Genomic DNA, 12689 nt, shown 5'->3' with positions numbered 1-12689 from the left:
TGCTGTCGGCCCGGTGGTACCGGGGTTGTTGGTGTGCTCCGTGCGGGGTCGGGGAGTCCCCCCGGGGTGCGCCGGCGGGGCCGTGCGGACGGCGGACGCCGCGGCCGGCCGCGCGGCGTTCAGTCGAAACGGACCGCGAGCAGCACGATGTCGCCGCGGTGGCCAGGATCAGTCCCCGCCGCGTCGTCGGCGTCCTCGGCGTCCTCGGCGCCGTCCGGCACGCAGGATGCCAGCAGGTGCTCGCAGAGCAGGTCGGGGTCCTCCCGGGCGGCGCGCGGGGCACGCGCACCTGCACGACGAAGCTTGTCGAACGCGCGATCGATTGTGTCCCCGGTGCGGTGTAACAACCCGCCGGTGTAGAGCACCACGGTCTCGCCGGACTGCACCGACAGCTCCGCGCTCGGCGCCTCCCAGCAGTTCAGCATCCCCAGCGGGGCCGAGAGCGAGGTCTCCACCAGCTCCGCCCGGTGCTCGCCCACCAGCAGCGGTGGACAGTGCCCCGCCCCGGCCAGCACCAGGCGGCGCCGCGCCGGCTCGGTGTGCACGAACAGCGCCGTGGCCGAGCGCGCCGGCTCGGTCAGGTGCAGCAACAGCTCCAGGTCGGACAGGACGGCGACCGGGTCCTCCCCCTCGATCACGGCGTACGCCCGCAGCGACGCCCGGAGCCGGCCCATGGCGGCGGCAGCCCCCGGGCCGCCGCCGGTGACCCCGCCGACGGAGAGCCCCAGCGCCCCCTCGGGCAGCACCAGCGCGTCGTACCAGTCGCCCCCGCCCCGAGCGCCGCACCGGTGCCGCACGCCCAGCCGCACGCCGGGCACCCGGGGCAACCGGGTGGGCAGCAGCGCCTCGCGCAGCGCCCGCGCCTCCCGTTCCACGCGCGCCTGACGCAGACTCCTGGCCACCAGCTCGGAGGCGAAGGCGCAGTAGTGCCGGGCCAGTTGCCGCTGGTGCTCGCTGGGCGCGGCGGGCTGGTCGTACATCCACACGACGGTGCCCAGCGGCCCCGTCGCCGCGGTGGCCAGGCGCAGCGCGTAACTGGCGCCGATGCCGAGCTGGGCCGCGACCTCGCGGTGGCGCTGGGGCAGGCTGCCGTCGGCGGCGATGTCCGGATGGACCAGCTCCAACGGCGCGTCCCCGAAGCCACCCCCGTCCGCCCCCGCTCCGACGCCCTCGTGAGCGCCCGCGCCGCCGACACCACGGGCCTTCGCGCACGCTCCGGCACCCGAGCACGTCCCGCACGCGGGCCGCTCATCCGACGCTCCATCAGCCGGGCGGGACGACCCGCCGCCCGTGCCCCCTCCGCCGTCCGTGCCCCCTCCGCAGGCCGCGTCCCCCGCTGCCGCACCGGGGCCGACCTCCGCACCGGGGCCGACCTCCGCGCCCGGAACGCCGTCGGCGCCCCACCGACATCCCGGGCGGACGCCCTCCGCCGTCCCCGGTGCCGCCCCGGGGACGGTCTCCAGGGTGCCGATGTCGCCGTGGGCGAGCCCGAGGCCCACCGAGCGGCGCGGTCCGCGACCGTCGGACGGGCACAGGGCCAGGAGCCCGCGCCCCGCCCCGACCAGCGCGGCCCCGGCGCGCAGCAGCTCGTGCAGGGTGGTGTCCAGGGAGTCGCTCCTGGCCACCCGTTCGGTCAACCCGTGCAGGACGGTGAGGTCGCAGAGCCAGGAGGCCAGCCGCTCCTGGAGGGCCACGACATCGGCGGCGGGACCGCGGCCGGCCGCACGCTGACGGGACGTGTCCTCCGTGCTCGCGTCCCGGGTGTCGGGCCGCCGCCCCGGGGAGGTGGCGTCCTGGCGAGAGCGACGGGGGGAGGGGTCGAATCCGGCCACATCGGGAAGACGCGCGGCGCTCATGGTCGGTGGCGGTGTCCGGACCGGGGACCCGTGGCGGGCAGCGACCGCGCAAGGGGGGGCCTGGGCCGTTTGTGCCGCCGGTCAAAAGGCTCCGCACGCCGCAATAGCATCGCAAACCCCCGTGTCGTGGTGCTCCGCTATCAATCTCTTCACTTCTACACGCCCGGTCTGCGGGATGTCCAGGATTGCCCTGGTCACAAGGCTGGTGTCGAACGGGTCCACAGTTGACGGAAAATGATCCCCGATTGGAGTAAATCTTCGTTGACCAGTCCTTTTCGGGTAAGCGTCACCCACTCCGGAGCGGGTACGTACGATGGGGAGGGGTGCAAAGGGGAAGCCGCAGTACATCCCCTCATCCGTTGAGCGGAACTGGGTGGGGCGCTGACGCGTCCTACACCACGATGCGCCATGCTCTACAGGCGCCACCGAACAGACAGGCAACCTCGAGTGATCCCCCGGGGGGCCGGCTGCGAAACACTGTGCTGCGAAAGACTGTGCGGGACAACAGCAGCCACCCGCCGCCCGTGCGCCACGTTCCACGCCTGACAGGAGCGTGCTGCGCCGCCTGGTGACGGTGGTCTGACGTGCAGATCCTTGAGCGCTAACGGAAGGGAACGAGCGCAGATGCGCGAGATCCTCGTAAGGCGACGGAGGAACAGGTCGGCGCTGCTGAGCGCCGCGCTCATATGCGCCGAGCACTGGAAGTGGCCCGTGGTACCGGGAGCCGGACTGCAGCCCCGTCAGGGGCGCAGACCACCCCGGGGTGTCCGTTCGCTGCTGGGGCTGTCCTCCCTGCGGACCCGGGAGGGCGCGGTGTCCACGCCGGTGCCGGAGGCGGTGTGCGCCTGTCCCCGACCCGACTGCGCGGTCCCCGGCGCCCATCCGCAGGACCCGGGACTCCTCGCGGCCACCACTGACCCGCGCATGGTCCGTTGGTGGTGGACGAACCGCCCGAACGCGCCCCTCGTCCTGGCCACCGGCAGCCGTGTCGCGGCGGTGAGCCTCCCGGCGTTGGCCGGGGCCCGGGCCCTGGCCGCGTTCGACCACGTCGGGGTGCGGCTCGGCCCGGTGGTCGCCTCGCCGACCCGGTTCACCCTGTTGGTCCGCCCCTACACGCTGGACGAGCTCGGCGAACTGCTCGAGCAGCACGAGTGGGTGCCGACGTCGCTGCGGTACCACGGCGGCGGGGGGTACGTCGTGTTGCCGCCGTCGACCACGGGCAGGGGAAGCCTGTGCTGGGCACGCCCCCCGGTGGCCCGCAGCACCGCGCCCTGGCTTCCGTCCATCTCGTCAGTGATCAACACACTGGTCATGGTGAGCAGCACGGAGCCCGACGGCAGCCGCCTGGCGTACTGAGCGGCGCGGGCGATCTGGCGGGGTCCTGGCGGCCCCGTTTCCCGCCCGGCCCCGGTGCGTCCGCGGCGGCGGGTTGCGGTGACGGACGGGCCGGCGCGTGGCCCGCCGGTGGGAAACGGTTCGGCGCCGTGCCGAGTACCGCGAATCGGTGCTCGCGCGGCGTTTCGCCTTGTCCGCCGTCGTTCCCGGGCGTGCACGGCGTCCGGGCGGGTGACGCTCGCCGGAGGCCGCGGCCGCGGCGGGGCACCGTCCGGAGCCCCGGACAACGTGAAGCCGCGGGTCCCGGTGAGCTGAGTACTCCAGAGCCCCGAGCGCCTTCCGGAAGCCCGAGTGACTCCAGGGCCCCGAGTGTTCAGGGCCCCGAGTGTTCAGGGGTCTGAGTGTCCAAGAGGCCCGAGTGACTTCGGAGTTCCGAGTGACTTCAGGGGCCTGAGTTGACTTCCGAGGCCCGAGTGACTTCCGAGACATGAGTGGTGGATGACCGCCCGAGGAAGGGCCATGACCATCCCCACGGAGGACACGGCGGTGAGCGTGGGAACGGGAGCGTGATCCGCACCGGGTCGCCGTCGGAGAAGCCCTGGAACTCCTGGACGTGGACCGCGGGAGCCGGGAGGACCGCCGTCCACGCCGTCGCGGTCGGTGAGGGTCGTGCCCACAGCGACCGGGGGAACGGCTCGGGGGGGGAACGGCTCCGGGGCACGGGTCCACGGGCGAAGGAGCGGCCCTCGGACGGGAAGAAGGCCCGGTCAGGCGGCTGCCCGGAGGAGACCCCGGAAAAAGACAAGGCCCGATCGCTGGCGACGGGGGATGCACCAGCGACCGAGCTGTATAAACGGTAACAAGAGATCGCCCGTTCGCAAATTCATGGGACCCGCTTTCTCCACCGAATTCCCTGCTGGCGGCGGTGGTTGTGACGGGTATCACGTCTGGGCCGGCTGTAAAACGGCTTTTGCAATTGCAGACGGTACGGACCGTTGAGTCGTGGCCTTGGTTTTCCCTCGGGGAGAGCTCCTCGGCAACTCGGGGCCGAATCGATCAACGCTCGGCGCCGCCGAGTGCCCCCCGCCGCACACCGAACCTGGGCGCGCAACCGGTCGCGGGGACCGACCCGGCGGCGCGGACGTCGCCGGGTCGCCCGGATCAGCTCAGGGTGATCTGCCGGTTCGCCAGGCCGCTGCGCGCCCGACGCTCCTCCGTGGACAGCGGGGCGTCCACCGCGAGCGCCTCGCCGAGCCGCTCGGCGAACGCGGCGGCCGGCTTCTCCACCTCTTCGGCCTCCATCGAGGTCGGCAGGTCCCACACCGGCACCACGAGCCCGTGCGCCCGGAACGAGCCGACCAACCGGGTGCCCTCACCGAGTCCGCTGGCACCGGCGGCGTGCAACCGGGCCAGCGCGTCCAGCAACTGCTCCTCCGGGTGCGGGGTCACCCAACGCAGGTGGTTCTTCTCCGGGGTGCGGCACCAGTAGGCGGCCTCGACAGCGGAGAGGCGCACCGTGGGGATCGCCGCCGCGTTCGCCCGCTCCAAGGAAGCCGCCACCTCGCCCGAGGCCGACTCCGCGTCCTCGAGCCAGAACTCGAAGCCCGTGTGCACCACGGGCACGAACGGCGCCTGGAGGTCCACCAGGTCCTGAAGCCGCGGCCCGTCGGGGGCCGGTCGCGCACTGGCCACCGGGGTGCCGGGCTCGGCGGTGAGCGCCCGGCCGAGGGTGTCGGCCAGGTCGCGGCTGACGTCGCCCGACGTGGCGTCGTTCTGGAGCCCGAGCAGGACCACCCCGTTGTCCCGGTGCAGCGCGGGCCACGCCATCGGCAGCACCGTGGCGAGGGTCAGCGAGGTGACGCCCTCGGGCAGCCCGGAGGTGAGCGTGAGCTCCGCGGTCGCGGCGGGCACCAGCTCCCGCAGGGCCACCCAGTCGCACTCGCCGGGCAGGCCCTCGAAGGGGCGCTGGACCAACTGCTGCACCGCGTGGGCGGCGTCGCGCCCGTGACAGGCCTTGTACCGGCGTCCCGACCCGCAGGGGCAGGGCTCCCGGGCGCCGACGACGGGGACCTCGCCGCCCTCGACCACGACGGCCGGCTGCGCCCGGCGGACCTTGGTGTTCTGCCGCTTCTTGGCCATGACTGGATTTCTCCTGGTGCGGGTACGGGTTCCGCCCGGAGCCTAGCCGTAGCGCGCCCACGGGGAGGCCAGACTTCCCCGTCCTCAGTCGAACGCGTCGTCGAAGTCGGTGGTCGGTCGGCACGCCGCCGCCACCGGGGAGACGCCGAAGTCGCCCACGAAGCCTCCGGACAGGCCCTGCCGCCGAGCGTGCCGGGCCCGCACCGGGAGCAGCGCCCACACCGTGACCTCGCCCGGGTGGTCACGGACCCCCCAGCGCAACGCCAACTGATCGACGATGCTGAGCCCGCGCCCGCCGTGCGCCGTCACCGAAGGGCGGGACGGCCGGGGCCGGGTGGGCCCGCCGCCGTCGGTCACCTCCAGGGCGAGCAGTCCGTCCTCGGCGACGAACCAGCGCACGACGATCCCCGGAACGTGCCGCCCGGGCTCCCCACCGTCGCCGTCGGGGGCGGGCACGTCCAGCGGCCGGGCGTGCCGGCAGGAGTTGCTGACGAGTTCGGAGATGATCAGGACGGCGTCGTCGATCACCACGTCGGGGACCGCCTGGGCCGTGAGCTCCCCGCGGAGCCTGCGCCGCACCGCCCCCACGACCGCGGGACCGTGGGGAAGGGTCATGGTCGAGGAGGTCGGCACCTCCTGAGCTACCACCAACGCCACCCCCAAGGCCCTCCTTCGCCCGCGCCACGGATTGGATGCCCGTCCGGCACCGGACAGAAACGGCCCTGATCGGAAGATCTGGATCAGACCTGGCGATCGAACACGGTACGAACGCGCCCGCGCACCACCAGTGAACGTGATCAGTGGCGTCCGAGTTGCTCGAGTACCTTCCGGGGGCGGTTGGTGATGATCGCCTCCACGCCGAGCCGGGCGCACAGGGCGACGTCCTGTGGGTCGTCCACCGTCCACACGTGCACGCGGTGCCCCTCCTGGTGCAGCCGGGTGACCACCTCGGGGTGGGCCCGCACCACACGCATGCTGGGCCCGGCGATCCGGACGTCCACCGGCAGTCGGCCGTCCCGGAACCGCGGGGAGGCGTAGCTCATCAGGAACACCGTGGGCAGCCCGGGTGCGCCCGCCCTGATCCGCCGCAGGGAGCGCGAGGAGAAGCTCATCACCCGCGCCCTGGAGGGCTCCCCGGGGCGCGGGGTGTCCAGGCCGAACCGCCGCAGCAGGGTCAGCAGTGTCGCCTCGACCCGTCCCGCGTGGCGAGTGGGGTGCTTGGTCTCGATGGCCAGTTCCACCCTGCGGTCGGCGTCCACCACGAGCTCAAGCAGGCGCTCCAGGGTGAGCACCGACCGCCGTTCGACGTGGTCGGCGGCCCGGGCTCCGGCGGGCGTCCCGTTGACCGCGGTGGGCTCGGTGGAGTCCACGCCCTCCCAGCCGCCCGGGGCCTTCCAGGAGCCGAAGTCCAGAGCGGCGAGATCGGCGAGCTCCAGGGCCGAGACCGCCCCCCGCCCGTCGGAGGTGCGGTTCACCCTGCGGTCGTGGACGCAGACCAGGTGCCCGTCGGCGGTCAGCCGCACGTCGCACTCCAGGGCGTCGGCACCGTCCTCGATCGCCTTGCGGTACGCGGCGAGGGTGTGCTCGGGGGCGTCGTCGGAGGCCCCTCGGTGGGCGACAACCTGGATGATCTTGGGGGCGGCGTCCGGACCGAAGTACGAGGAAGTCACCCGGTCATCGTGCCACCGCCCGCCGCCGTGCCACGGGCGCGAGGGCCAGCGTTACCAGGGCCGCGACGAGGAACGAGAACAGCGACGCCGACGTCCACACCGTGGCGTGCACCCCGGTCAGGTCCTGGGCCCTGAGCCAGAACCGCGGCCAGGCGTCGGCCCAGCCGGTGAGCTGGGTGGGGTTGAGCAACTGGTACGTGGCGAAGCCCAACGCCCAGGGCAGCAGCATCAGCCAGCGCACCGGCGCCCGCTGGGACATGTCCCAACCGTGCCGCCCGCTGCCGAAGAAGAAGTCCACGGCGGTCACCGCGAACATCGGCACGAACACCGAGCCGAGCAGGTAGAGGAAGCTCTCGTAGGTCGAGAAGTCGTCCACCTGGGTGGCCAGCAGCGTCACCAGCGCGCCGATGCCCACGGTCAGCACGCGGCGGTCAACCCGCGGCAGCAGGTTGTGCACCGACATGGCGGTCGAGTACACGTTGGCGAACGACTGGTCCACCTCCCGCACCACCAGGACGGCGAAGAACAGCCACCCCGCGCTCACGCCGAGGAACGTGTCGAAGATCCGTTCGCTGTCGCCGTCCACCCGGAGCAGGGCGAGCAGACCCAGCAGATAGCACCAGATCTGCGCGGTCGAGTAGCCGACCAGGGTCCCGAGGAACGAGCGGGCGGTGGACCTGGAGTGCCGGGTGTAGTCCGCGGCCATCGGGACGAACGAGACCGCCACCGCCAGCGCCGAGTCCACGGCCGGCAGGAAGCCGCCCCAGGAGCCCTCGGTGAGCGGCGGGGTGTCCTGGCGCAGGAGCTGGACGCTGAAGTACAGCATGGCCACGCCCACCGCGACCGTGACGTAGCGCCTCAGCAGTCGCATCGACCCCAGGGGCCACACGGTCAGCGCGGTCGTCAGCAGCCCGGCGAGCACGATGTACAGCCAGTGCGGGCCGCGCCCGTCGGTGAGCGCCTCCACACCCATGGTGATGACCGTGAGCTCGAACACTCCCCAGCCGATGCACTGCACGATGTTCAGTACCGTGGGAAGGTAGGACAACCGGGTGCCGAACAGTCCGCGCAACACCGCCATGGCGGGGGCGCCGGTGCGGGTGCCCAGGACGCCGGAGACGGCGAGCATCGCCGTGCCGAACAGCGTGCCGACCACGGTCGCGGTGATCGCGGCCAGCAGGGAGAGCTGCGCGTGTCCGCTGGGGGCCAGCACCCAGATGGCCCCGGAGAAGCCGAGCAGGCTCACCCCGAGGTTGCTCCAGAACGCGGCCTGGTCGCGGAAGCCGAGGGGGCGCGGCGGTGCGGTGTCCAGGACGAGTGGGGCCTCGGCGGTGGCCTTGCGCTGGCCGTGGTCCTGGTCACGGTGGATGCGCGCACCGGTGGACGGTGCGGGTGGTGTTGCCGTCACGACGGCTGCTCCCTACGCCGGCATTACCCGGACAGGTTCAGGCGGTCGGCACGGTGTCTGTGCCCTCTCAGCCCGGTGCCCCGAGCTCCCGCGTGTTTGTTCGACCGATGCATGGTAGGCGTTGTGGGGGGAACGGCGCAGCCCGCCCACGCGGAACGGGCCGACACCGTCTCGTTCACGTGGGTGTGTTCGCCCGGGATAAGGGCCGACCCGCCACACGAACGCCGCCGTTTACGGCGGTCCGACGGCCGATGGGTCAGGCTTGGCAGAGACAGGACGAAGTCGCCGGCCGATCGATGTGGACGCGCCGGGTGACTGCCAGTCGGCAGACCGGCCGAGTGCGCGACAAAGGAGACCGCTGTGAGCACCGAGTACGAAGACAGGCCAGCGGGCGCGGAGGGCCCCGGCGGGCCCGGACCGGATCGGACCGCTCAGTTCCCCGCCACCCCCGTTTCTCCTCCGAACCCGCCCCCCTCGGGCACCCCGTCCTCCAGCACCCCTCCGCCCGCCACGCCCCCCGCCGACCACGCAGCACCGGGCCCGTCGGCTCCGGGGCCCGGTGCCCCCACGCCCGGCGCCGCCCCCGGCACCCCGACCCCGGGCGCGCCCTCCCCCGGTGGTGCCCCCACCGCCACACCCCCCACTGGAACGCCTCCCGCCGACATGACCTTCAGCTCCCCGCTCGACAACCCCACACCCCACACCCCTGACCCGCAGCACCCCGCCACCCCGGCCCAGGGCCACCCCGGCGGCCAGCCCCAGGGCCCCGGTTTCGGCCCTCCCGCCCCGCAGGCCGTGTTCGGCAGCCCGCCTCCCCCGACGCCGCAGCCGCACACGTCCACCCTGCCCGCCTGGCCCCCGCAGCCCGGCAACCCCGGCGGCCCCAAGAAGTCCCGCGGCGGGCTGGTCGCGCTGGTCGCCGCCGTCGCCCTGGTCGCCGGGGCGCTGGGCGGCGGCCTCGGCTACCTCGCGGCGGACGAGTCGGACTCGTCCTCGCAGGGCGGCAGCAGCACCGTCTCCACCTCCGCCGACCCGGCCGCCCTCAACCGCAAGCCGGACAGCGTCGCCGGGATAGCGGACAAGGCGCTCCCCAGCGTCGTCACCATCGAGGCCGACGGCTCCAGCGGGAGCAGCACCGGCACCGGTTTCGTCTACGACAAGGAAGGACACATCCTCACCAACAACCACGTGGTCTCCCCGGCGGCCAACGGCGGCGACCTGAGCGTCACGTTCTCCAACGGCAAGGAGTACGAGGCGTCGGTGATCGGCCACGCCGAGGGCTACGACGTCGCCGTCATCAAGATCGACAACCCGGGCGACGCCAAACTGGTACCGCTGCCCCTCGGGGACTCCGAAGAGGTCGTGGTCGGTGACGCCACCATCGCCATCGGCGCCCCGTTCGGCCTGTCCGGCACCGTCACCACCGGAATCGTCAGTGCCAAGGACCGACCGGTGGCGGCAGGCGGGGAGAACGGCTCCCAGCCGTCCTACATGAGCGCCATCCAGACCGACGCCTCCATCAACCCGGGCAACTCCGGCGGCCCCCTCCTCGACGCCTCCGGACGCGTCATCGGCATCAACTCGGCGATCCAGCCCGGCGGCAGCAGCGACCCCATGGGCGGCCAGTCCGGCGGCAGCATCGGCCTCGGCTTCGCCATCCCGATCAACCAGGCCAAGTGGGTCGCGGCCACCCTGATCGAGTCCGGCGAGCCCGTCTACGCCCAGCTAGGCGTCCTCCGCAACGACGAGTACGAGGGGAAGGGCGCCCAGATCGCCCCGCGGGACATGGGCAACGTCCCCGCCGTCACCCCCAACGGCCCCGCCGACAAGGCCGGCCTGAAGCCCGGCGACGTGATCACCAAGCTCAACGACCAGCTCATCGAGGGCGGACCACAGCTCGTCAGCGAGATCTGGACCCACCGCCCCGGCGACGAGGTCACCGTCACCTACAAACGTGATGGTCAGGAACACACCACCACGGTGACGCTCGGCGAACGCAAGGGCGACAACCCCTGATCCGTACCGTTAGGCTGGCCTCCGCGCCGTCATCCTGGTTGGCGGACGAGGAGGGTTGCCCGAGCGGCCTAAGGGAACGGTCTTGAAAACCGTCGTGGCAGCGATGTCACCGTGGGTTCAAATCCCACACCCTCCGCCCAGGTCAACAAAACCACAGCTCACAAGGGGTGCCCCCGGGCCGGGGGCACCCCTTTGGTGTGTGGGCTGTCTCAGGCTGACTCGCCGGTATCCCAGCTTTGATCAGGGCCAGTGGACCCACGGTGGACCGCCTGGCGCATCTGCCCCGGGCCGTGAGGCAACGGTAATTCGGCTCCAGCCCTCCTACCTCTGACCTTGCGAGAGTGCCCCGTCCTTCAGGGCGGGGGTGAATCGCATGTCTAGCCCGCTCTGACCTCGAATGTGGGCGCGGATCCGCACTGTCGACCTGCGCCCAAGCCATCCCGCGCTCAGTCCGGCCGCTTCTGCTGAGCGATGTAATCCTTGACCACCTGGAGCGGCGCGCCGCCGCACGAGCCCGCGAAGTACGACGGCGACCAGAACCGGCCGTGCATGATCGCCCGGTTCACCCGGCCCGTGAACTCCGCTCGCAGGCGCCTGGATGAGACGCCCTTGAGGGAGTTCACCAGGTTGGCCAGGGCGACCTTCGGTGGGTAGTGCACCAAGAGGTGCACGTGGTCGGCCTCGCCGTTGAACTCCTTCAGCTCCACTTCGAAGTCCTCGCACACCTTGCGCATGACCTCTTCGCAGCGCGTCAGCATCTCGTCGTTCATCACTCCGCGCCGATACTTCGTGACGAACACCAAGTGGGCGTGCAGGTTGTAGACGACCGTTCGCCCCCTGCGGATATCGGGGCTTGGTTCCCATCGTGGTGACATAGACCAATGGTGAGATGATCTCATGCAGCTTCGGTACAGCTTCCGCCTGTACCCGAGCGCCGGTCAGCGCATGGCGTTGACAAAAGCGTTGGGGTGCGCGCGGGTCGTCTTCAATGACGCGTTGCGCGTCCGCGAGGAGGCCCGCGCGGCGGGGCTGCCGTTCGTCACCTCGGGCGAGCTGTCGAAGCAGCTCACCACGTCGAAGAGAACACCGGAGCGGGCCTGGCTCGGCGAGGTGTCCTTCGTGATCCTCCAGCAGTCTCTGAGGGACCTGGACGCCGCGTACAAGAACTTCTTCGACGGCCTCAAGGGCAAGCGCCCCAAGATGGGCCCACCCCGGTACAAGTCCCGCAAGGACAACCGGCAGTCCATCCGCTTCACCGCGAACGCGTCGTGGCGGATCACGGCTGGCGGAAAGCTGCGCCTGCCGAAGGTCGGCGACGTACCCGTGCGCTGGTCGCGTGCGCTGCCGTCGACCCCGTCCACCGTGACGGTCATCAAGGACGCCGCCGGCCGGTACTTCGCCTCGATCGTGGTGGAGACCGAGCCGACCAAGGTACTGCCCGAGGTAGACGCCGAGGTCGGCATAGACCTCGGGTTGGGACACTTCGTTGTCCTCTCCGACGGCACCAAGGTCGACTCGCCCCGGTTCCTGCGGCGGGCCGAGAAGCGGCTGAAGAAGGCGCAGCGGGAGCTGTCCCGCAAGCAGAATGGCTCCGCGAACCGGGGCAAGGCCAGGGCGAAGGTCGCTCGCGCTCACGCGCGGGTTGCCGACGCGCGCCGCGAGTTCCACCACCAGCTCTCCACCAAGCTGATCCGCGAGAACCAAGCGGTCGCCGTGGAAGACCTGTCAGTGAAGGGACTCGCGCGCACGCGCCTGGCCAAGTCCGTGCACGACGCCGGATGGTCGGCGTTCGTGAACATGCTGGAGTACAAGGCCGCACGGCACGGGCGCACCTTCATACGGATCGGCCGCTTCGAGCCGACCTCCCAGGTGTGCTCCGTGTTCGGCGTCAAGGACGGCCCCAAGCCCCTCAACGTCCGCGAATGGACGTGCGGGGCGTGCGGAGCCGTCCTCGACCGAGACATCAACGCGGCGGTCAACGTCGCGAAGGCGGCCGGACTGGCCGTTACGGCCTGTGGAGCGCAGGTAAGACCGGTACCCGTACCGGCGCAGCGCGGTGAAGCAGGAACCCACCGACACCCGCAGATGCGGGTAGTAGGAATCCCGGTCCTTTAGGGCCGGGAGGATGTCAATCCACGCCTCAGCCGTCGCCTACCACGACCAGGTCGCCCTGGCCCTCGGCCACAAACGCGCCGGCAAAACGACCGTCGCCCTCACCCGGCCCAGCGCCCCGGCTGGTCGTTGCTTGCCAACGACCGCGTGTTC

General features: G+C 71.8%; 9 protein-coding genes, 1 tRNA gene and 1 riboswitch. Of the genes, 4 read left to right on the top strand and 6 right to left on the bottom strand.

Translation table 11 applies throughout. From position 1 onward, the window contains the following. Positions 1–119 precede the first annotated feature (119 nt). Positions 120–1856 (bottom strand): PP2C family protein-serine/threonine phosphatase, encoded by a 1737-nt coding sequence (locus A3IG_RS31925; protein WP_078500439.1) that lies wholly within the window; start codon positions 1854–1856, stop codon positions 120–122. 624 nt (positions 1857–2480) lie between these two features. On the opposite strand from A3IG_RS31925, the gene A3IG_RS0113370 reads away from it, so the two are divergent. Then, a complete protein-coding gene (locus A3IG_RS0113370; RefSeq protein ID WP_026220236.1) occupies positions 2481–3212 on the top strand; it encodes a bifunctional DNA primase/polymerase in 732 nt (243 codons plus the stop codon). A 1140-nt stretch (positions 3213–4352) separates the two neighbouring features. On the opposite strand, the gene A3IG_RS0113365 is transcribed toward A3IG_RS0113370, so the two are convergent. From A3IG_RS0113365 to A3IG_RS0113350, 4 genes are all read right to left on the bottom strand, one after another. Next, entirely contained in the window at positions 4353–5330 is a 978-nt protein-coding gene (locus A3IG_RS0113365; protein WP_018384070.1) for a DUF5926 family protein, read from the bottom strand. An 84-nt stretch (positions 5331–5414) separates the two neighbouring features. Further along, the gene (locus tag A3IG_RS0113360; RefSeq protein ID WP_018384069.1) at positions 5415–5987 is read right to left on the bottom strand and encodes an ATP-binding protein; all 573 of its coding nucleotides are present in this window, start codon (positions 5985–5987) and stop codon (positions 5415–5417) included. A 140-nt stretch (positions 5988–6127) separates the two neighbouring features. Continuing rightward, positions 6128–7000, bottom strand: a complete 873-nt coding sequence (locus tag A3IG_RS0113355) for a glycerophosphodiester phosphodiesterase family protein (RefSeq protein ID WP_018384068.1) — start codon at positions 6998–7000, stop codon at positions 6128–6130. A gap of 4 nt (positions 7001–7004) precedes the next feature. Further along, complete coding sequence (locus A3IG_RS0113350; RefSeq protein ID WP_018384067.1) at positions 7005–8408, bottom strand: purine-cytosine permease family protein; 1404 nt, start codon at positions 8406–8408, stop codon at positions 7005–7007. Between the two features lie 8 nt (positions 8409–8416). Beyond that, positions 8417–8501, bottom strand: a riboswitch (TPP riboswitch). A gap of 570 nt (positions 8502–9071) precedes the next feature. On the opposite strand from A3IG_RS0113350, the gene A3IG_RS0113345 reads away from it, so the two are divergent. Beyond that, entirely contained in the window at positions 9072–10424 is a 1353-nt protein-coding gene (locus tag A3IG_RS0113345) for a S1C family serine protease (protein ID WP_018384066.1), read from the top strand. A gap of 49 nt (positions 10425–10473) precedes the next feature. After that, positions 10474–10560, top strand: a tRNA-Ser gene (locus A3IG_RS0113340). A 310-nt stretch (positions 10561–10870) separates the two neighbouring features. On the opposite strand, the gene tnpA is transcribed toward A3IG_RS0113340, so the two are convergent. Continuing rightward, on the bottom strand, positions 10871–11299 hold the full coding sequence (gene tnpA, locus A3IG_RS0113335; RefSeq protein ID WP_078500437.1) for an IS200/IS605 family transposase: 429 nt from the start codon (positions 11297–11299) through the stop codon (positions 10871–10873). Positions 11300–11321: 22 nt separating this feature from the next. Between tnpA and A3IG_RS0113330 the strand changes: the two genes are divergently transcribed. Beyond that, complete coding sequence (locus A3IG_RS0113330) at positions 11322–12539, top strand: RNA-guided endonuclease InsQ/TnpB family protein (RefSeq protein ID WP_026220233.1); 1218 nt, start codon at positions 11322–11324, stop codon at positions 12537–12539. Positions 12540–12689 lie beyond the last annotated feature (150 nt).

The organism is Wenjunlia vitaminophila DSM 41686 (assembly GCF_000380165.1).
In the GTDB taxonomy this organism is placed as follows: domain Bacteria; phylum Actinomycetota; class Actinomycetes; order Streptomycetales; family Streptomycetaceae; genus Wenjunlia; species Wenjunlia vitaminophila.
The sequence above is the reverse complement of the archived record's forward strand: the minus strand, read 5'-3'. Positions and strand labels throughout refer to the sequence as shown.

Coding starts and splice junctions, on each gene's coding strand:
- A3IG_RS0113365 (WP_018384070.1), bottom strand. CDS start 5,330: ATGGCCAAGAAGCGGCAGAACACCAAGGTCCGCCGGGCGCAGCCGGCC.
- A3IG_RS0113345 (WP_018384066.1), top strand. CDS start 9,072: ATGACCTTCAGCTCCCCGCTCGACAACCCCACACCCCACACCCCTGAC.
- A3IG_RS31925 (WP_078500439.1), bottom strand. CDS start 1,856: ATGAGCGCCGCGCGTCTTCCCGATGTGGCCGGATTCGACCCCTCCCCC.
- tnpA (WP_078500437.1), bottom strand. CDS start 11,299: ATGTCACCACGATGGGAACCAAGCCCCGATATCCGCAGGGGGCGAACG.
- A3IG_RS0113330 (WP_026220233.1), top strand. CDS start 11,322: ATGCAGCTTCGGTACAGCTTCCGCCTGTACCCGAGCGCCGGTCAGCGC.
- A3IG_RS0113370 (WP_026220236.1), top strand. CDS start 2,481: ATGCGCGAGATCCTCGTAAGGCGACGGAGGAACAGGTCGGCGCTGCTG.